This window comes from Marinobacter sp. CA1, from assembly GCF_020546665.1.
In the GTDB taxonomy this organism is placed as follows: domain Bacteria; phylum Pseudomonadota; class Gammaproteobacteria; order Pseudomonadales; family Oleiphilaceae; genus Marinobacter; species Marinobacter xestospongiae.
On record NZ_CP071785.1, the window covers coordinates 2,167,014 to 2,187,077 of the forward strand.

At 53.2% G+C, this 20,064-nt stretch carries 18 protein-coding genes and 1 pseudogene; 9 read left to right on the forward strand and 10 right to left on the reverse strand.

What is annotated here, in order from left to right; all coding sequences use genetic code 11:
* Positions 1–168 precede the first annotated feature (168 nt).
* A protein-coding gene (locus J2887_RS09960) for an IS3 family transposase (protein WP_227175848.1) occupies positions 169–1,301 on the forward strand; the annotation gives its coding sequence in 2 pieces (ribosomal slippage) (positions 169–439 and positions 439–1,301; 1,134 coding nt in all).
* A gap of 126 nt (positions 1,302–1,427) precedes the next feature.
* Here J2887_RS09960 and J2887_RS09965 read toward each other — a convergent pair.
* Genes J2887_RS09965 through J2887_RS09980 form a run of 4 tightly spaced genes read right to left on the reverse strand, consistent with a single transcriptional unit; the run spans position 1,428 to position 4,782 of the window.
* Positions 1,428–2,723: an oligosaccharide flippase family protein gene (locus J2887_RS09965; protein WP_227175849.1), complete on the reverse strand. Its 1,296-nt coding sequence runs from the start codon at positions 2,721–2,723 to the stop codon at positions 1,428–1,430.
* A 5-nt stretch (positions 2,724–2,728) separates the two neighbouring features.
* The gene (locus J2887_RS09970) at positions 2,729–3,094 is read right to left on the reverse strand and encodes an STAS domain-containing protein (RefSeq protein WP_227175850.1); all 366 of its coding nucleotides are present in this window, start codon (positions 3,092–3,094) and stop codon (positions 2,729–2,731) included.
* Between the two features lie 10 nt (positions 3,095–3,104).
* Positions 3,105–3,509 (reverse strand): ATP-binding protein, encoded by a 405-nt coding sequence (locus J2887_RS09975; protein ID WP_227175851.1) that lies wholly within the window; start codon positions 3,507–3,509, stop codon positions 3,105–3,107.
* A complete protein-coding gene (locus J2887_RS09980) occupies positions 3,481–4,782 on the reverse strand; it encodes a PP2C family protein-serine/threonine phosphatase (protein WP_227175852.1) in 1,302 nt (433 codons plus the stop codon). The genes J2887_RS09975 and J2887_RS09980 overlap by 29 nt, the downstream gene beginning before the upstream one ends.
* 52 nt (positions 4,783–4,834) lie before the next feature.
* Between J2887_RS09980 and J2887_RS09985 the strand changes: the two genes are divergently transcribed.
* The 4 genes from J2887_RS09985 (at position 4,835) to J2887_RS10000 (ending at position 10,600) form a co-directional block, all read left to right on the forward strand.
* A complete protein-coding gene (locus J2887_RS09985; protein WP_227175853.1) occupies positions 4,835–5,119 on the forward strand; it encodes a hypothetical protein in 285 nt (94 codons plus the stop codon).
* Between the two features lie 67 nt (positions 5,120–5,186).
* On the forward strand, positions 5,187–5,864 hold the full coding sequence (locus tag J2887_RS09990) for a phosphate/phosphite/phosphonate ABC transporter substrate-binding protein (RefSeq protein ID WP_227175854.1): 678 nt from the start codon (positions 5,187–5,189) through the stop codon (positions 5,862–5,864).
* Positions 5,865–5,961: 97 nt separating this feature from the next.
* Entirely contained in the window at positions 5,962–9,012 is a 3,051-nt protein-coding gene (locus J2887_RS09995) for an ATP-binding protein (protein WP_227175855.1), read from the forward strand.
* Positions 9,013–9,070: 58 nt separating this feature from the next.
* The gene (locus J2887_RS10000) at positions 9,071–10,600 is read left to right on the forward strand and encodes a sigma-54-dependent transcriptional regulator (RefSeq protein ID WP_227175856.1); all 1,530 of its coding nucleotides are present in this window, start codon (positions 9,071–9,073) and stop codon (positions 10,598–10,600) included.
* A 242-nt stretch (positions 10,601–10,842) separates the two neighbouring features.
* Here J2887_RS10000 and J2887_RS10005 read toward each other — a convergent pair.
* The 4 genes and pseudogenes from J2887_RS10005 to J2887_RS10020 all read right to left on the reverse strand — a co-directional run.
* Positions 10,843–11,055, reverse strand: a pseudogene (locus J2887_RS10005) (hydrolase); the annotation flags it as partial.
* A gap of 351 nt (positions 11,056–11,406) precedes the next feature.
* Positions 11,407–12,216, reverse strand: a complete 810-nt coding sequence (gene dkgB, locus J2887_RS10010; protein ID WP_227175858.1) for a 2,5-didehydrogluconate reductase DkgB — start codon at positions 12,214–12,216, stop codon at positions 11,407–11,409.
* A 3-nt stretch (positions 12,217–12,219) separates the two neighbouring features.
* Positions 12,220–13,209 (reverse strand): zinc-binding dehydrogenase, encoded by a 990-nt coding sequence (locus tag J2887_RS10015; protein ID WP_227175859.1) that lies wholly within the window; start codon positions 13,207–13,209, stop codon positions 12,220–12,222.
* 116 nt (positions 13,210–13,325) lie between these two features.
* Complete coding sequence (locus tag J2887_RS10020) at positions 13,326–14,498, reverse strand: MFS transporter (protein ID WP_227175860.1); 1,173 nt, start codon at positions 14,496–14,498, stop codon at positions 13,326–13,328.
* A gap of 107 nt (positions 14,499–14,605) precedes the next feature.
* Between J2887_RS10020 and J2887_RS10025 the strand changes: the two genes are divergently transcribed.
* Positions 14,606–15,496: a LysR family transcriptional regulator gene (locus J2887_RS10025; RefSeq protein WP_227175861.1), complete on the forward strand. Its 891-nt coding sequence runs from the start codon at positions 14,606–14,608 to the stop codon at positions 15,494–15,496.
* Positions 15,497–15,570: 74 nt separating this feature from the next.
* On the opposite strand, the gene J2887_RS10030 is transcribed toward J2887_RS10025, so the two are convergent.
* Entirely contained in the window at positions 15,571–16,071 is a 501-nt protein-coding gene (locus J2887_RS10030) for a lactoylglutathione lyase family protein (RefSeq protein WP_227175862.1), read from the reverse strand.
* Between the two features lie 98 nt (positions 16,072–16,169).
* Here J2887_RS10030 and J2887_RS10035 point away from each other — a divergent pair, with 98 nt between their 5' ends.
* Positions 16,170–17,063: a LysR family transcriptional regulator gene (locus tag J2887_RS10035; RefSeq protein WP_227175863.1), complete on the forward strand. Its 894-nt coding sequence runs from the start codon at positions 16,170–16,172 to the stop codon at positions 17,061–17,063.
* A gap of 542 nt (positions 17,064–17,605) precedes the next feature.
* Here J2887_RS10035 and J2887_RS10040 read toward each other — a convergent pair.
* On the reverse strand, positions 17,606–17,950 hold the full coding sequence (locus tag J2887_RS10040; RefSeq protein WP_227175864.1) for a hypothetical protein: 345 nt from the start codon (positions 17,948–17,950) through the stop codon (positions 17,606–17,608).
* Positions 17,951–18,302: 352 nt separating this feature from the next.
* Here J2887_RS10040 and J2887_RS10045 point away from each other — a divergent pair, with 352 nt between their 5' ends.
* Both J2887_RS10045 and J2887_RS10050 read left to right on the forward strand, forming a co-directional pair.
* Positions 18,303–18,887 (forward strand): TetR/AcrR family transcriptional regulator, encoded by a 585-nt coding sequence (locus tag J2887_RS10045; protein ID WP_227175865.1) that lies wholly within the window; start codon positions 18,303–18,305, stop codon positions 18,885–18,887.
* 21 nt (positions 18,888–18,908) lie between these two features.
* Positions 18,909–20,063, forward strand: coding sequence for an efflux RND transporter periplasmic adaptor subunit (locus tag J2887_RS10050; protein WP_227175866.1), 1,155 nt, complete (start codon positions 18,909–18,911; stop codon positions 20,061–20,063).
* Position 20,064: the final 1 nt, after the last annotated feature.

Genomic DNA, 20,064 nt, shown 5'->3' on the forward strand with positions numbered 1-20,064 from the left:
AAAGCCGTTTGCAGATAGCCGACTCTTAAATGCGGAGCGCGGGTTCAGTGCCGCAATTTGCGAAAGGCTTGCGATTCTATGCTCGTAACGACTTGTATAGTGAAGTGGACCCCAAATTTTGGACAGGTGCCTAAGCTCTGATTCATCATCTCCACAAGGAGGAGAATCATGAGCAAGAAACGCAAGCAATACAGCGCATCATTCAAGTCCAAAGTCGCTCTGGCCGCGCTCAAGGGTGACCAGACCACATCTGAAATCGCTGCCCGGTTCGAGATTCACCCGACCATGGTCAGCACCTGGAAACGCGAGCTGCTGGAGAATGCCCCGGACCTCTTCGAAGGTAAGAAGAAGACCGGCAAACAGTCCAGCGAGCCCAGTTCTGACGAGCTTTATCGCGAGATTGGCCGACTGACAGTGGAACGCGATTTTTTGTCGCGCAAGCTCGATCAGTAAGCCGTCAACACCGGTTGGCGATGATCGAGCGTGGTCATCCCCAAGTCAGCATTGTGCGCCAGTGCGAGCTGCTCAAACTGAGCCGTTCGTCGGTGTACTACGTCCCTTGTGAACAGCGTCAGGAGGATCTGGATCTGATGTACCTGATTGACCAGCAGCATCTGGAAACGCCGTACTATGGCTCTCGTAAGATGCGAGTCCACCTGGAACGCCAGGGCCACCGGATAAACCGCAAGCGGGTGCAGCGGCTGATGCGCACCATGGGCATTCAGGCGGTGTATCCAAGGCCCAGGACCAGCATTCCGGGTGATGGGCACAAGGTTTATCCGTACCTGCTCAAAGGGCTGAAGATCGACCGCCCCAACCAGGTGTGGGCGACTGACATCAGCTACGTTCCGCTGGCTCGGGGCTTCATGTACCTGGTCGCCGTCATCGACTGGTACAGCCGCAAGGTGCTGTCCTGGCGGGTCTCTAACACCATGGACACAGACTTCTGCATCGATGCTCTGGAGGAGGCCCTACAGCGCCATGGAACGCCGGAGATCTTCAACACCGATCAGGGAGCCCAGTTCACCAGTGAAGCCTTCACAGGCGTTCTCAAAGATCATGACATCCGGATCAGCATGGACGGCAAGGGCTGCTACCATGACAACATCTTCGTGGAACGGCTCTGGCGCAGCGTCAAACACGAGTGCGTCTACCTCACAGCTTTTGAGGATGTCCGACACTTGAAGCAAGCGCTCCACCGATACTTCCGGCATTACAATCAGACCCGGTACCACCGAACCCTTGAATACCAAACGCCCGATGAGGTGTACTACGGGCAACCCATCTCTCTGGCAGCCTGAGCCAGGGAAACAACCGAATCATAGCTTAGGGACACCATCAGGTTGTCCAACTGATTGGGTCCACCTCATAGGATGTGGCTCAACAGCTTGATAAGGTGACTTGCGCAGCTAATGTATGACAAGGCGTCAGCGGGTTTGGCGCGGTGGCCGCAGGCAATACCTGGCCATCACAACGGCACCGACCAGATAAGCTCCAAGCACCCCAACCGCTACCCCCATGAGCCCGTGGCTGACTCCCGCGAGTACGGTGGCAAGGAGGGTCACTGTCAGCGTGATATGGGCCCAAATGTCCTGAATAGGGCGATCAAGTGCTCGGAGGTACTGGCTTCCGGAATCGAACAAAGACTTGGGCAGGGCCGCGAGGCACAGGATTGCGATGAGAGGGACGCTGCCTCGGTCAGCCCAGTCCTGGCCAAAGACGATGGGAACGTAAAGGAATGCCGATGACGCCTGAACCAGCACCAACCCACCTACCAACAAGGCCACAATCTTGAGACTCGACAGAAATCGGTGTTTCACTGCATCGCTGGAATGCCTGTTTTGGCAAAGGTGGGGCAACAGGGCGCTGTTCATGGCTCCGGCAAAGGAAGTGGCGATTCCCAGGCCAGCATTGAAGGCAAAGAAATACAATCCGAGGGCTTCGATACCCAGAACGTAGCCAATGACCAGATAATCTGCGTTCTGTCTGACCACCTGCAGCGCATCAATGAGCAGCAGGCCAGAGCTGTACCGGAGGATTGGTCGCCAGGCTGCCGTCCTGCCGGTTTTTTTGTAGTTCCATTTCCTGGCGTATCGATGACCTAGAACCCAGACCATGCTCACCAGTGTCTTTGGAATGACCAGCGCCCAGATCTTGAAACCGAGCGCCAGGAGAGCTGCTATGACGCCCAGTTCAAAAAATGTCTGCAATACATCTATTCGGGCAACAATGCCCAGCTTCCCAGCGCGAATGTTCAGTGCACACTGCACCATTGCCATCGGCATGATCAGGTGGGACAGTCCCAGGACGCTGATGGGAAACCATAGTTCCGGCTGCTCATAGATGTGCGAAACAATGAAGCCTGCAAAGCACTGAGCGGCAAACAGCCCCCAGCCAAGAAGCCAGTTGAGCAAATAAATGGAGCGACAGAAATCTGGCAGTTCACGGGCGGGTGCCTGAATCAGTTTGACGGTGGTACAGCGCTGCAACAAGAAGGAGACGATCTCATGCACTGTAAAAATGAGTGCGATCTGGCCAAAGGCGTCTGGCGCGAAGTTACGGGCAACCATGATGGTGATGCCCAGTCTTATCACGCGAGTGGCCAACATACCGAGGCTCAGCCAACCGACGTTCTGCAAGAACCGGTTGCTGCGGGTAATCTCAAGAGCTCTTCCTATTACTGCCTGAGCCCCATTCATTGCGCTTGCGCTATGCCGGATCATGGAAGTTACCTGGTTGCTTGTTCGATTGCGTCGTTTACGTCTTCGTATATTTCGAAAAGTTCGTGAAGGCGGGTCAGTTCCAGCAGCGCCCGAACGGTTGGCGTCGGTTGAGCTACGAGCATAACGCCTCCGGCCTGCTGCACTTTTTTCCACGCTGATATCAGCACCGCCAAGCCGCTGGAATCCATAAACGCCGTTTCTGTCAGGTTGATTACCCAGATGTGCTCGCCTTGGTCGATTCGGCTAAGAAGCTCAACGCTAATTTCGTCGGCGTTGTTCATGACCACTTTTTCAGGCATAGATAGCACCGAAGGTGGTATCACAGTGGCATTACTACGAAGACCGGTTTTAATGGCGTTTGAAGATCGCATGGTTGTCACCTCACTTGATTGATTTGTTCCCAGGCTGAACGTTTTTGAACAGTGTCAGCTCATTGATCTCACCCAGCCGCCGAAGCCTCACGCTATCGGTCCAGGCCTTAATGATTGGCCATCCTCGCCCCTGTAACGCAAGGGGCTGGGATCTGTTATGCGAAGGGATCACATAACCTTTGCCGTTGTCTCGACACCTGAATCCGATCCAGGGTTGTCCCTGTCTTTCAAAGGCCCTCAGCCGAATGGAGAAGGTAGTTGCTCCCGAGTGTTCGACGACATTGTTCAGTGCTTCCCGAACACTGAAGAGCAATTGATGACAGAACTCCTGATCTCCCTTATGGCTGTCGAGCTTCGTGATCACCCATTCCATGGCTGCTTCAATGTCATCGCAGGTCGCTGAACGTGCTTTCACTGGCAGCTCCAGGCGGTCGGATTGAAGAACTGGGGGAATGGCGTTCGATCACTAGAACGGACACATCATCAGTCTGTTTTTGACGGTCGAGGATGTCATTCAATGAAGCTTCCCAGCGAGGTTGCAGGTTCTCCTGGCCTGCCGCCTTGAGGCGATCAAGTAGCGCAGCCACATGTCCCAGCGACATCGGCAATCCCTGCTCGTAGTAACAATCGATTAGACCGTCGGAGGACACGATAAAACGTTCGCCAATCTTCAGTTCGAACGGGTAATCTCGAAAAGTGGCCTGCTCGAGAATACCTACTGGGAACCCGCCTCCACCCAATACCTGAAAGGGGCTGGGGTCGTCGCTGGAGGGACAGATGACCGGAGCCGGATGGCCCGCCTGACACAACATACCAATACCTGTTTCGACGTTGATCGTGCCGTAGATCATGGTCATGTATTCCCGCCCATTGAACTGGCGTAGAAAGAGTGCATTGAGCCGGGATACAAGGCGGCTTGGAGTTTCCGGAATCCGCCTGCCTGATTCGGGATCCTGACGCCAGAGCAGGCTGCCGGAGAGCATCTGGGTTGCGTAAAAGGACAACATGGCAGCACGGACGCCATGCCCGGAGATATCAATTAAGTAGAAGCCGACAACGCTGTCGGTCAGGGGAATGACGCTGTAGGCATCACCGTTGACGCCTGTAGCCCCGCGGAAATAGTGGAGAAGCCTAAGCCCGCCGGGCAGCGCTTTCGGTATAGAAAGTGTGGAACGTTGCAGCTTTTCTGCTGATGCCAGATCTATTCTCAGTTGGTCAAGGATGGTGCTTTCGCGAGCCAGGGAAGACATTAGTTCGCTGTTCTGATTCGCCAAAGTTTGCCGCCCTTCTATCAGTCTCAAACCTGCATTGATGCGGGCGCGCAGTTCTTCGCCTGCAAAAGGCTTAGCAATGAAGTCATCTGCCCCTGCATCCATCGCAGCAGCAAGATCCAGCACTGTGTTCTGGCCAGTCAGTAATATGATGTAGGGAGGATAGTCCCAATCTGATCGAATGTTCTGGCATAGCTCGAAACCGGACATGTTGGGCATCCGCCAATCACTGATAACCATATCAACCGACTGGCTCTCGACAAATGCCAACGCTTCAGCGCCATCCGAAGCTTCAAGGACCTGGTGGCCAAGTTTGGAGACAATGGCGGTAAGTCGGAGACGCTCGGAGCAATTGTCTTCGGCAATGACGATTGTCTTGGACGTGTTGTTGATGTTCCTGTTTAGCTCTGCCCACATGACGTTCTCCTTCAGGCATGATGCTCAAGATCAAATCTGAGGCAATGAAAGCGTGAACAATGCCAAGGTAAAAAAAAGCGAGATAAAACAAGGAGTAATAAGAATAGAACCGGGCGGCTTGGCAATGATGTTTCATAACGCATTGCAAAATGCAAAGGTCAATGCAGTTTCTCTCTTTTATTCGCTTTTTCTGAGCATTCTGCGAATGGGTCAGCAAAGTTCTGTCACGACTGATGACAATGAACTGAATTTTAAAAGAAATTTCTTTCGGCGTGGCGTTTGCTATTTATTTTGCCCAACTGTACTAAACTCTCTTCAACATTGGAAAAAGGTATGAACCGAGTCCTCATCTCTCTGATTGCGCTTGTCTGGGGCTCCAAAGTGTTTTCCGTAGAAGAGAGCACATGCGAACTCATATTAGGTGTAGTTCCCCAACAACCAGCCAAAAAGCTCGCACAAGCCTTGGCTCCGCTGGTACGTTATCTGGAACAAGAAACCGGACAAGGCATACGGAATCGACGGCTCCATCGGTTCCGGAGTTCAAGCGACGAGTGGCCGAGGGGGTTTACGACATCGACTATATGAATCCATATCACTGCACCGTAATTAACGAAGTTCCGGGTTACCAGGCAATAGCCCGCCAGAGCGAACATTCGATTCAAGGGATTGTCATTGTGGCGAAGGATTCTGAGTTTTCAGATCTGAGCGACCTTGCAAGCTCAACAGTGGCCTTTCCCGCACCCCATACATTCGTAGCAACCCTGATCGCCAGAGCGTCTCTTGTTCAAGGCACTCCGGGTCATCGTACCGCTTTTGTGCGTTCGCACGATTCAGTTTATCGAGCCGTGTCTAAAGGGCTGTTTCCTGCGGGTGGAGGCATTTTCAGAACATCCAGTGAGCTGGAATTTGAGGTTCGGAATTCATCAAGGATTTTCTGGGTTTCCGCTCCATATGCGGGGCACGCCATTACTTCACATCCTTCCTTGCCACCAGGCATCCGGACAGTCATTCAGACTGCCATTGTCGGGTTGGCGAAACATGCGGAAGGGCAGGAGCTTCTGGCCAAACTTGGAATGAAATGATTTGTTCGGGCCTCTGATAAAGACCGGGACGATGTTCGCGCTGAATATTCCGTCTAACTTGGAATAGTATGATATTGGCTTTACTGGGAGGTTAAGCATGTCTTTCCGATGGAAGACCATTGCTGGAATAGGGTTGATCGAGGTGTTTTTCCTCTCAATTTTGGTATGGCAAGCCATATTCTTTATCCGAGAGACGTTTAATGACTCCTTGGAGCATCGGGCACGAGATACGCTGATGCTTGCCAGTTCAGTGGTGGTGGACGACCTGGTCACGAGCGATATTGCTTCTCTCAACGAACAGATTGAGAAAATACAAACATTGCAAGGCGTTGAGTATGTGCGTGTCAGTGACTATGAGCAATTGGTGGTCGCGAGCGGGATCGCTGATTCAGCAACCATTACTCCCGATAAGGGGATAGATAGTATTGATGACGGTATATACGACCAGCGCCAGACTATTGTTGTCGGTGGGCAGCAATTCGGATGGATCGAGATTGGAATGTCCGTCCGGGAATTGGAGCAAACGCTGGCCCAGGCCAAACTCCGGTTTTACAGCATTGCCGGTCTGGAGCTGGTTTTGGTTGCGCTCACATCCTTTCTGTTTGCTCGTTACCTGACTCACAAGCTTATAAAGTTACGGGATACGGCCAATCAGGTATCCAACGGTGAGGACTCGCCCCCCATTGAGGTGAATGGTACCGACGAGTTGTCGCAAACAGTACAGGCTTTCAATTACATGCTGGCAAAAGTTCAAAAACGGGAACAGAGTCTGAAAGACCTGAACGCCAAGCTAATCGAAGTAAATGCAAGGTATCAGCGAAAGGATGCCGAAACCACGGCGTTGCTCCAGGCAACACCGGATGCGATGGTGATTGTCAACAAACGCGATCAGGTCGTGTTTGCAAACCAGGCCATGGAGCTGCTTGTCAACAGACAGGATCACCCGATTCATGGCAAGCCAGTCGTTGAGTTGCTAGGAGAAAATGCGGCAGAGTTCCGCGGTTCACTGCAAAGTGACGATCCACAAATCGATGGCTGGATTGATTTTGGCTTTTATAGAAGCGATGGCTTCTGGGCGCTTACTTCAGTCAGGATCTTGTCGTTTGACTCTTACGAGGAGGGCAGTTACCTCCTAGTCATTCGGGATCGTACAGACGCCGCCAGGCTTGAGAAAAGTGCCCGGGTCAGTGAACGACTGAAATCAAGTCTGATCGACTCCAGCCTTGATGCGTTGGTGACCATTGACAAGCACGGACGGGTGACGGATTTTTCCCAGTCCGCAGAGATAATGTTCGGCTGGCGAAAAGGTGAGATGCTTGGCGAGGAAATGGCGGAATTCATTATCCCTCCGGAATTTCGAGATGCTCATCACAAGGGCTTTTCTCACTTTCTAAACACGGGTGAAGGTCCGCTCATTGGTCAGCGCATTGAAACGTTCGCGCTGAAAAAAAGCGGCGATAAGTTCCCGGTTGAGCTTGCGCTGACCGCGGTTAGGATTGATGAGGAAGTGTATGTGACCGCCACGATCCGTGATATCGCGGACCGCAAGGCAAAGGAAGATGAATTACTGGCCGCAAAGGAGAACGCAGAGGATGCGTCCCGGGCCAAATCGCGGTTTCTGTCCCACATGAGTCATGAGATTCGTTCGCCACTGACGGCGGTTCTGGGCTCCCTTTCATTGCTTGATCATCGGGTAACGCTCGCTCGCGAGGATCATCGCTTCCTACAGATGGCCCGCCGATCTGGTGATTCCTTGCTTCAGGTAGTCAATGAAATCTTGGACTTCTCCCGCATTGAAGCGGGAGAGACCGAGTATCAGAAGATTCCGTTTTCTCCGCTCCATCTCGTTAAAGAGGCTATATCGGGTATTGAGGTTCACCGTCAGAAAGAAGAAGTTTTGATTACATCCCAGGCTGCCCGGTATGTACCTGATTTGGTCATTGCTGACCGTGACCATTTGAGGCAGGTGCTCACCATCCTGTTGGATAACGGAGTGAAATTCACTGAAGAGGGCACGGTTCTGGTCGAGCTTGACTCTCTGGATGATGATGATTCGGGAAGTTGGCTGAAGATTCAGGTTCGGGACACTGGTCCTGGGATTCCAGAAGAGCTTGTGGAGTCGGTTTTCTCTGAGTTCGGTCAGGTTGATGCGGCTCGGGATCGCGGTTTCGGTGGCTCAGGGCTCGGGCTGGCGATCGCCAAACAACTAATTTCAGGGATGAACGGAACCATCAGTCTGAAAAGCTCGCTTGGGCACGGTTCGACGTTTTCTGTGACGATACCTTATACCAAGGCCACGGAGGAAGACCTGGTGAACTACCGGGATAAGGTCAATAGTGACGAATCCGCCGACCCAGCTCTATCGCCTCTGGACCAGTGGTTTATCGAAAAGCGTAAGGTTCTGTTGGTCGATGACGTAGAGGCTAACCTTGTGATCGGGGCAGAGATGCTGAGATCAAGGGGGTTCTTGGTGGAAACGGCTAAGGATGGTCGGGAAGCGGTTGCCATGGCAGCCAACGAGCCATTTGACGCCATTCTGATGGATTTGCGCATGCCGGTAATGAATGGTTTGGAAGCGACGCAGCACATCCGACAGTCAGGTGGAGTGAATGCGCAAACCCCGATAATAGCGGTCAGTGCCAACGCGGAAAAGTCTGAAATGGACCGCTGTAAAAGAACGGGTATGAACGACTTTGTCAGCAAACCGTTTAATCTTCAGAGACTGGTTAAAACCGTAAATCACAGTATTGATAACACGCTACCACTGCCTGAAGCCAATCAAGCCATTGATGCAGGTGAGCCTCTGCTGAGCAAAGTAGTTCTCAAACAGTTGTCTAAAGATACCTCCGAATCTTCAATTCCATTGATGCTTTCCGTTTTCATGAATGAAGTTAAGAAAAGATCTCATCTTATTGATATAGCGATTAACGATGAAGATTATCTGGAGTTAAGGGAGCAAGCACATGCCCTGAAGAGCTGCTCCGGAACGTTTGGTGCCATGAGGCTCCATGTCAAGGCCAAAGACTTAGAACTGGCTATCGTTAATGATCAGCTTGATGAGGCTCTGGCAATGATGAATTCTCTGAAGACTCTGATGGATAGCACCATTGAAGAATATGCTTCTCACCTGAAATCACTTACAAAGTGATCTGTGGCAGGATGATTAGACATTGGCTTGTAAAAAAATTTCGGAAGCGGAGGTGCTAGTGACGGCGCAAGAGTTACCTAAAGTTCTGTTGGTGGAAGACAGTGCATCAAACGCCCTTGTGTACCAGAGCTATTTGAAGGGGAAGTGCAGAGTTCTGATAGCCGAAAACGGTCAGTCTGCACTGGATCTTCTAACTTGTGAAACGATCAGCCTGCTGATTACTGATGTTCGGCTTCCTGATATGAGCGGGATGGACATTCTTGACCACGTCCGCTCCAGTATTCCTTCGATCCCAGTGATTGTGATCACCGCTTTCGGGTCTGTGGATTTGGTTGTTGATGCCATGCGCCGTGGTGCCACTGACTTCCTATCAAAGCCGTTTGACAAGGCCCGGCTGGAAGTAACTGTTACCAACATTCTCAAGCGACAGCATCTACAGTACGTTGTTGACGAATACCAGAAAACGTTTGAGCGGGACCGCTTCCATCAAATGATTGGCGCGTCCCTGCCTATGCAAGGAGTTTACCGAATTATCGAGAGCTGTGCCGCCAGCAAGGCCAGTGTTTTCATCACCGGTGAGAGTGGTACCGGAAAGGAACTATGCTCTGAAGCGCTTCATGAAGAAAGTAATCGATCTGGCAAACCATTTGTGGCAATTAACTGCGCCGCAATACCCCGGGAGTTGATCGAGAGTGAAGTTTTCGGTCATGTCAAAGGAGCATTTACCGGAGCGGCGTCAGCGAGGGAGGGAGCAGCCCTGCGGGCATCTGGAGGTACACTTTTCCTTGATGAAATTGGTGAAATGCCGATGGATCTTCAGAGTAAACTTCTGCGTTTTATTCAGTCTGGAACTTTTTCTCCTGTGGGTAGTAGCAAGGAAATAAAAGTCGATGTTCGATTTATCTGCGCCACCAATCGTGATCCTCTTTTAGAAGTCCGAGAAGGGCGTTTTCGAGAAGATCTTTATTATCGACTCCATGTTATTCCACTGCACATGCCGCCCTTAAGGGAGCGGGGAAAGGATGTATTGCAGCTTGCCGGAGAATTTCTTCAGCAGTACTCCAAGGATGAAAATAAGTCGTTTCGAGATTTTGATGCATGTGTTTGTGACTTTTTCATGAAGTACTCCTGGCCGGGCAATGTCAGAGAGCTTTCCAATGTGATTCGAAATATTGTGGTATTGAATGAAGGAGCCACAGTCTTACGCTCGATGTTACCGAGCACACTCGCCCAATCGGCCGATGGCCTTGGATCTAGTTATAACTCAGCACAACTTATTTATGCTAATTCATCTCATTCGAATCACACTCCAGAGACTGATACCTTAGAGACCGACACGGTGCTGAGTAGCGATCCACTAGTGGATATGAGCGGGTCGGACTCCACTGATCTGAGGCGGGATGCCGGCACCATTCTCCCGCTCTGGAAAGAAGAGCGAAGAATTATTGAGTCTGCTATCGAGAAATGTGGGGGAAATATTCCTAGAGCAGCCGCGTTACTTGAGATCAGTGCGTCGACCATCTATCGAAAAAAGCAAGGGTGGGAAAAATCAGCTTCGAAGCCTGAAAGAGAACTTGGGAGCCTCTGATTACTAATGGGGAACAAAGTAGTCGAACACTTAAATATTTCGGTAATGCATCGTCAATCAAAAAATAAAGTCAAAAAATATCAATTACTTATGGTTATCCTGCCTTTATCGGCCATTGTGTTGAGCTGTGTTCGGATACAAAGTTTCGCATTAGTAACTGATCAGTGTTAAACACGAAGGTGCCAAAAAACCATACCCACGATCCCTATGGGTATGGAGGGCAGTGCTGTTTCGATTAAGCCTTTTTGGGCCATGTAGCTCTGCATCAGGTTGACGTAGTGGCGCAGGTGATTGGCGAGAATGCCACCGAAACCTTCGATGTCATTGCGCCAATCCCGGTGCAGTTCGCAACCGACACTGAACCAGTTCATCAGTTGGGCGCCGGCCTGTTCCATGTGGCTCCAGGCCGCGTCCCGAGTGGTCTGGATAGCCGCATCCGATGCAATAGTGGCCAGAACGCCTGAACCAAAAGCACCAAAGCGATGGCCTGAAGTTCCGGAACTTCCTCCCGGGGGCCCGCGACTAAAAATCCTCACAGTGCTGCGTGGTGTGGGCCAGTAATTGGTTCTGGTTATTTATTGTCAAGTCCGAATCGCCTCTGCGCGATCTGAAGGCTGTAGATGCTAGGCGTGGTTCGCAGCCAATGGCCGCAGCCCTTGACTAGATCAAACGCCCAATGCAGACACTCATAGTGTGCTCTTCGGGGCCTTCAGGGCGATCTACACTCGCCGTTGTAACTTTTGCAAAGGCAACCGGCCTTGCTGCAAAGCCACGTTTTGAGTGTGAACCGCTTTTTGCCAGTGCCTCTAACGATCCCAGATCGGAGCAAAATCCGGATCCGCGATGCGCTCGTCGCGATCCAGCGTTTCTATTTCGGAAATTTCGTTCTCTGAGAGTACCAAATCAACACACTCCAGATTTGACGCAAGGTGCGCTCGCTTAGTGGATGATGGAATCACCACGATTTCGCGGTGCTTCAACCATGCGATGACCACCTCGGGAATACTCGCACTGCGTTGTTCGGCAATTCTGGCAAGAGTTTTATCTTCCAGCACCTTGCCGACAGCTAATGGCATGAATCCGGTAACCACGATGTTATTGCGCTGGCAGAACTCCACCACGGCGTTGTTTTGCAGGAAGGGGTGAACCTCCACCTGATTGGTCAGGATTTCACCTTCTCCAGCGATGTGAATGGCTCGTTGCATCTGCTCAATGGTGAAGTTGGAAATGCCAATGTTTCTGGCCAGCCCCAGCTGCCTGGCTTCGAGCAGCTGGCTGATGTATTCCTCCATCGGAACTTCATCATCGGGAGACGGCCAGTGGATCAGTAACAGGTCGACGTAGTCTGTCTTCAACTTGGCCAGGCTCTCTCGCACACTGGGAATGAATGCGTCCCGTGTGAGATTGGTGTACCAGACCTTGGTAGTTATAAACAGCTCGGAGCGATCAACGCCTGAGGTTGCCAGGAGGTCTCCGATTTCAGCTTCGTTTTCGTAGATCTGGGCGGTGTCGATGTGACGATAACCCAGATCAAGCGCTTCGGTGACCGCAGATTTGAGGTCCTCGCCTTTCAGTCGGAAGGTGCCAAGGCCGGGATTTGGAATAGCAGTTGTCATGGTTTACTCCTCGTTTGTGAAGTGACGGACGTCGATGACCGTCTTGAGTGGACGATCCTGAGTTGTTAGTTCCTCCAGCGCCTCAGGAAGCGCTGTCATGGGTTCGATGTGTGGTTCCGGGGCTCTCAGTTTTTCACGGGCCACCATGGTGAGAAGGTCCTCTCCGGCTTGGCGGAATTGAGCCCATTGCCGATCGCTGCCTGCCCGGAAAAGCCCGTTCAGGGCCACTTCATGGAGGGAGAGGGCCTTGTCGAACGCTGGCAAAGGCGGTGTTTCCAGGCGGTCCTGTATGCACACGATATGGCCATTGGCTTCAACCAGACCGGCCATTGACGAGGCGTGCTGCGCATTCACGGTGTCAAACACAGCGAAGAATTCGCTGTCAGACTGCTGGGTATTCCAGCCGATCGTTGTTTCTGCGCCCAACTGACGAAGCGTCTTGTGGTGCCGGGCCGATGCCATGGCTGTCACCCGGTAATTCCGCTGCACGGCCAGTTGAACCAGAAAACGGCCTACCATGCCGCCGGCACCGGTAATGAGTACATCGGCCTCTGGCATGCGTGGGATTTTTTCAATTGCCTGCCAGGCGGTCATCAACGGGCAGGGTAGCGCGACGGCTAGTGACAGCGGCAATATATCCGGGACTCTCAGTAGCGTTTTTTGAGTCACGACCGTGTGGCTGGCAAAGCTGCCATTGCGGTGCAGGTCCTGGTGATAAGCGATTCTCTGGCCGGGAACAACCCCTCTCACGTTCTCGCCCACCTCAACCACTGTGCCGGCGCCATCAACGCCGGGTATGTGTCCGGTCGCCCAGGAGACGGGCCAATTTTGGATCACTTTCCAGTCAACCGGGTTCAGCCCGATGTACTCGTTCCGGATGACGACGTCATCTGGCCCCGGAGTGGGTATTGCGTCTGTGCTTTTCTGTTGGAGAGCCTGGGTTGGCGTGCTCTTGTCCTTCACGCCCCAGGCCATAAACGTTTCAGCTTTCATGATGAAATACTCCCAGAACATCTTGAGCAATGAGCCGTAATGACTCGTCGACCGGCGCCTGATTGCGCCGCATTGGCCCCCTTCTGGGGGCCTTTGACATTTCATTCGATTAGGTGTTACGCGACTGCTGGCTGGCGGTTATCCAGCAAAGCTGAAAGTCGTGTCAGCAGCAGTGCCGCGATGACGATAACGCCGCCAATCCACGGGGTGTTCATCAGCCCCATATCGGCCACGACGTGGCCGCCGAGCCAGGCGCCCACGGCAATACCGATGTTGAATGCGGCGATGTTCAGGCCGGAGGCCACATCCACTGAATGCGGGGTGTAGCGTTCAGCCAGCTGGACGACGTAGACCTGGAGGCCGGGGACGTTGCCGAAGGCGAAAGCGCCCCAGATCAGCAGGGTGATGACTGCGGCAATCGGGTTATAGGCGGTGAACGTCAGCACAAAAAGGATGACTGCCAGCCCGCCGAAAATGATGTATAGGGCGGAGGTTGGCCCCAGTCGATCGGCCAGTTTGCCGCCCCAGATATTGCCGGTTGCCACAGAGACGCCGTACACCAGCAGCAGCAGGCTGACCATGCGGGATGCGAACCCGGTGACATCCTCAAGGATGGGCGTAAGGTAGGTGAACGCCGTGAAGGTGCCGCCGTAGCCGATGGCGGTCATCGCATACACCAACAACAGCCGTGGATGGGTAATCACCTCGAACTGCTGACGGAGGGTGGCCGGCTTGGATTGCTTCAGGTTCTTCGGCAGCAGAAGTGCGCTTCCGATCAGGGCGATTGCGCCGAGGGCGGCAACAGTCAGGAAGGTGGCTCGCCAGCCAAAGGTCTGGCCGATAAAGGTGCCCAGGGGAACACCGGTTACCAGGGCAACGGTGAGCCCGGTGAACATGATGGCGATAGCACTGGCTTCTTTTTCCTTCGGCACAAGGCTGGTGGCGATGGTTGAGCCGATCGAGAAGAACACACCGTGGGCAAGGCCGGTGAGAATACGGGCGGTAATCAGCGATCCGTAATTCGGCGCCAGCCAGGCAAGGAGATTACCAACGATAAACAGACTCATCAGCGACAATAAGACCAGTTTTCGGTTCCAGCGACCGGTCAGTGCTGTCAGCACCGGAGCGCCGACCGCAACACCGAGGGCGTAGAGACTGACCAGCAGGCCAGCGGATGGCAGGTTAACGCCCAGATCCTGGGCAATGGTTGGGACCAGACCAACGATAACGAATTCGGTGGTCCCAATTGCGAAGGCGCTCAGCGTGAGCGCGAAAAGTGCAATGGGCATAGCGGACTCCAGTTCATAGAGGAGGATTGATTGACGCTGGTAAGTGTGAGGCCGCATACTTTTGCGATAAACAGTCGTTTTCGAAAATAACTTTTGCGGTAAATGAAATGAAAAGCCGGTCGGACGATCTCAATTTCCTACTGTCAGTGGTCGATAGTGGGAGCTTCAGCAACGCGGCGGAACAGCTGGAAGTATCGGTAACGCGAGTCTCGAGGGCCGTCACTCGTCTCGAACAGTCCCTGAATACCACTCTGCTGAATCGAACCACCCGAAAAGTGGGACTTACAGAAGAGGGACGGCTGTTCGTTGATAAGGTTCGTGAGGGGCTTGCTTCCCTGGAGCAGGCAGAAGAACAGCTGGCTGTTCGAAAGCAGAGGCCGGCGGGGCGATTGCGTGTAGACGCCGCGAACCCTTTTCTGCTGCATCAGATTGTGCCCCACGTTCGGAAATTTCGGGACACCTATCCAGATATTGAGCTCGAATTAACGGCCAGCGATCAGATCGTCGATCTTCTGGAACGACGGATCGATATCGCGATCCGGATTGGCCCCCTGGACGATTCGACGCTTCATGCCAGAGCGCTCGGCCGCTCGCCACTGTCCGTGGTGGCTTCACCGGAATATCTTCAGCGTTGTGGGCAGTGCCGTTCTCTTTCAGAACTCGCCCAGCATGAAATCATCGGCTTCACTGCGCCAGAATCGCTGAATCTGTGGCATCTGGGGGAAGGCTTGAAAGTGAGCCCGACCCTTCGTGCCAGCAGCGGAGAAACCGTGCGCAAGCTCTGCCTGGAGGGAAACGGACTGGCCTACCTGTCTCATTTCATGATCCGGGAGGATCTAGCCTCGGGCAGATTGGTGGAAGTGTTGAGCGATCAACTGGTCCGTCCTAATCCCCGTGAACTGGTCAGCGCCGTTTACTATCGGAACACCTCGCTGTCGTCGCGCATTCAGGTATTCCTCGACTTCTTTGAGGAACATTGGAATGCCTGCAACGACTGATCAGGTTTCTGAACCTTGACGCTTGGTGGCGGGTCGGATCTCTCCAACCAGCCGTTCGGCGATTGCCAGTCCGGTTAATAGGCACCGGCACTGTAGATCAGCTCATAGCTGTGGCTATAGATCTCTAGAATGTTTCCGAAAGGATCTTCCATGTAAATCATGCGGTAAGGTTTTTCACCGGGATAGTAGTAGCGGGGCTCGGACATGCGTTTTTTGCCACCGGCAGCCACAATACGCTCTGCCAGGCCTTCCACGTCTGGGTCCTGTACGCAGAAATGGAAAATGCCGGTTTTCCAATACTCGAAGTTGTTTTCCGGGTTTTCCTGCCCCTGAAACTCGAATATTTCAACGCCGATCCGGTCTCCTGTGGAGAGATGAGCAATCCGGAAGCGTTCCCAGCCTGCGCCGAAAACATCGGTACACATTTCGCCAATGGCGCTGTCGTCTTCCTCAATCTCGGTTGGTTCCATGATCAGGTACCAGCCAAGCACCTGGGTATAGAACTCGACTGCGCGTTCCAGGTCCGGTACTGAAATTCCAATGTGAGAAAAGGTTCTGGGGTAGGGGTGAGTCATCGTTTGGCCTCTCCGTGTTGTAACGTGTTGCAGCAGTGTGCAACGGGCTAACGATCACGTAAAATTATCATTTAAACTAAGAGTGAGTACGAAATGTAATGATAAACCCCGTCTGGCTCAGAACTTTCTGCACCCTGGTTGAGACCGGCCATTTTACCCGCACTGCAGACAAACTGTTCATGACCCAATCCGGGGTCAGCCAGCACATTCGCAAACTGGAAAACTCGCTGTCGGTCACCCTGTTGGTCAGGGACAAAAAACGCTTCACGCTGACCGATTCAGGACGGACGCTGTACACGCGGGGCTGCGACATTCTTCAGTCGATGACAAACCTGGCGACGGAAGTGGGAGAGGACCCAGCCGATGCCGGAGAGGTTCGCCTAATGTCCCCGGGGAGCGTTGGCTTGAAACTCTATCCGCGCTTGTTGGACCTTCAGCAAGCGCATCCGCTCCTGGCACTGGACTATCGATTCGCGCCCAACCCGGATATCGAGCGAGCCTTGCTGGATGATCGTATCGATATCGGGCTCACGACCCGAAAGCCCAATGAACCCGGTTTGCATTGGGAAGCGGTTGGAGAGGAATCCCTTTTGCTGGTGATGCCAAAAAATCTGCCCCATCCCGATTGGGCAGCATTGCAGACACTGGGGTTCATTGATCACCCGGACGGCCAACACCACGCTGAGATTCTATTGGATGCAAACTTCGAAGAGTTCTCACAACATTCATTCAACTCGTTGCCACGACGAGGTTTTTCAAATCAGATCGGTCTAATTCTGGAGCCCGTCAGCCGAGGGCTCGGTTTTACCGTACTGCCTCGACATGCCGTCGAAGCTTACCCTGCACGGTCGCTCGTCTGCGTGCATGAACTTGCGTTTCCGGTCATGGAGACCCTGTATCTGGTCTCGTTGTTCGGGCGAGAACAACCTGCTCGCATTCACACCATAGCCACCGAAATCAAAAAGCAGTTAGGAACACCCCTCGAGGCGTGAACAAATCCTTGTTCCGCAGTGCCGGATCAAAGATTAGTCACATTTGGCAGCCTGTTTATCCGCACCAACAACCGCCACTCAATGCAGTTAACGCCTATCTCGATCTCGCTGCTGCCTGATCATGAGTGGCCCGGGCAGCAGCTAGCAGACATTCGTGAAGAGGTTCATTAAAGCTGGAACTCAGGGTGCCAGCGGTGATGATGTCCATGGTCAATTGCCTCTGCCCCAGCAGTTGGTTCAGTCGAACCGGGCGGACTTTGGGCGAGATTACAGAGGATTCGGGGAGTAGGGCCGATTCCACTGCGGCGTGATGCCCTAATTGCTACACGCCAACAGTCTATGCCCCAGATGCTCTCCATAGTCTGGAGAAGGCAGTATTCCGGTGGTGGCAAAAAAATACGCTCTGCGTGATGTTGTATATGCCCAGGAGGATTTCATGGCCAAACGCTTTTCGGGCAAACTGGCGATTGAGGTCGCCAATCAGAATCTCTGACCAAGAGATGAGCGAGTCCGGCGAACCTTGTGGTTGCCGGACCGAAACGTTAACGCTTTGAGGGGCCGACCAGCTCTTCGATAGCCTTAACTATCGATGCGCACTTCGCTTCATTCAGTGCGTCCGGATGCGGCGGGCCGAACTGTCCCCTGTCGTTGTCGAAATAAAGGCCTGAGGCACCGGCAAGCTCTTCTGAAAGCGCCGCTCGAACGAGGACATCTGCTCCGATCGACAGGCTTTTCCCCGCAACGCCGAAGCCCTCTTTAACCATTTTGGATGCCAGCAAGGACCCCGGATTAACGGCCACGAATACCGGTCCCTCGTGGCCGTATGATGCGGCCAGAGCGTTGTTCCACATCGTTAATGCCAGCTTGCTTTGGGCGTAGGCCTGCATGTCTTTATCGATTTTCTGGTGGAGAAGATCGGACGGGAGCCGCCTTGGCTGAATAAAAAAGATGCGGCAAGAAGCTGAAAAACGCCCTATTTGTCCATAGGATTCTGGACCGGTCCCGGGTTATCTGGCCAAGGTCAACTTCGGTTCAAATGGAGTCAGCTCTTCAGCCTCAGATATCTGGTCGCCGGATGGTCGGGTGGTTGCAAAGAGCCTGGAGACCAACCTGATTTTTGGTTGGACCCGGCAGATCCTAATGGGGCGCATACTTCGGTATGCGCCTATAATTTTGGTTTGAAAATAAGTGAACATTCATTTATTTTAGGCCGGCAAATTTGAAGCGTTGAGCAGACAAATGCGGCAAAGAGACGATTCGAAACGAATAGCTTTCCTGGAAGCTACCGTTAGGGAAGTGGCAGAACACGGTTTTTCAGCAACCTCGGTTGGCAAGATAGCCAAGGCTGCGGGTTTGTCACCAGCCACGCTGTATATCTACTACGAAGATAAAGAACGGCTTTTGCTGGCGACATTTTATTACGTCAGCGATCAGGTCATTGATGCCGCCCTGGACAGTTTTTCTCTCGGGAAGGATTTGCGTGAGGGACTGAGGCGCCAGTGGCACACACTGTTCCGGCTCGGCCTTGAGCGTCCGGAACTATTCCGCTATCACGAGTCGTTCACGCATTCTGCCCGGATGACTCCCGAGATTCAGGCGCGAAACGAAACACGAGCCGCAACGCTTTTGAAGGCAGTTGACCAGGGGAGGCAATCCGGGTTGATTAAACCGGTGCCTTTTCCTCTTCTAGAAACTTTTATGTTCCGCCCTATCTACCATCTCGTTCAACGGTGCCTGCAAGGATCGTTTGAGGGGACCGATGACCATATCGAATTAGCCTTCAATATGGCGTGGGATGCGGTTGCCGATCGTCGTAATACCTGATTTTTTAGAGAGTTACGGGTTATGAAACTAAAAATATTCAAGACAGCCGCGCCTTTGAGCGGACGGGAAGTGATTGCGATGCTTTTGAGCCTCCTGGTGATGGGGTGTTCGGCGGAGGCGCCCCCTCTGACCCAGCAAACCGTCTACCCAGTTAAGCTCATGACACTAGAGCAGGCGCAGTCAGGTACGCTCAAGCAGTATCCGGGCAGAGTCTCGGCGTCTGACCATTCAGAGCTCTCTTTCCGAGTGGGGGGAGAGCTAACAGAGCTGGCCGTTAAAGCAGGCGACACTGTAGAGAAAGGGGAGGTTGTTGCCCGTCTGGACGATCGGGACGCAAGAACCAGCCTGGAGAATGCCCAGTCAAATTTCAATCTGGCACAGGCCACCTTTGAGCGAATGCGCATATCACTGGAGCGACAGGCCATCAGTCGGGCCCGCTTCGATGAGGCCGAAGCCGAGTACCTTTCTGCCAGGGCGCAATTGGCCAGCGCTCAAGACCAACTTTCCTATACCATTCTCAAGGCACCGTTTGATGGTGTCATTTCGCGGGTACCGGTGGATGTTTTTCAGGTTGTATCAGCCCAGCAGGCCATTGCCGAATTGCAGCGGCCCGGCTCCATTGACGTCTCGTTCCAGATGCCGGAGCAACAGGTCCGCCGCCTTCAGCCTCAGAAATCCAGGAACGTTCGTGCTAATGGCACCACCATCGCCTGGGTCCAGTTCCCAGAGGTTCCAGACAAACGCTACGCCGCTAGTTACAAAGAGCATGATAGCAATGCCTCTCAGGGGTCGCTCAGTTACGAAGTCACCGTAACTCTTCCTGAACCCGAGGACATTACCGTGCTTTCGGGCATGAGCGCGACCGTTCTGCTTGATTACGGCGCATTGGCTGGAGAGAGCGCTCCGTCCTGGCTGATACCATCTGCGGCGCTGGTAACGCCTGACACCCAACCTGGAACCAGCGTGGTTTGGCGATACGTGGCTGCTGCGGACGGTGACGAAGGCGATAACACGGGTAGCGTCGAGCCAGTCGATGTCGAACCGGGCAAAAAAATGAACGATGGCGTGCTTGTTCGGGGAGAGCTCAGCCCGGGCGACAGAATCGTGGTTGCCGGCGCTCACCGGATGAACAGGGATCGTTCGGTCCGTCCCTGGGAAAAAGAGGGTGGGCTCTGAG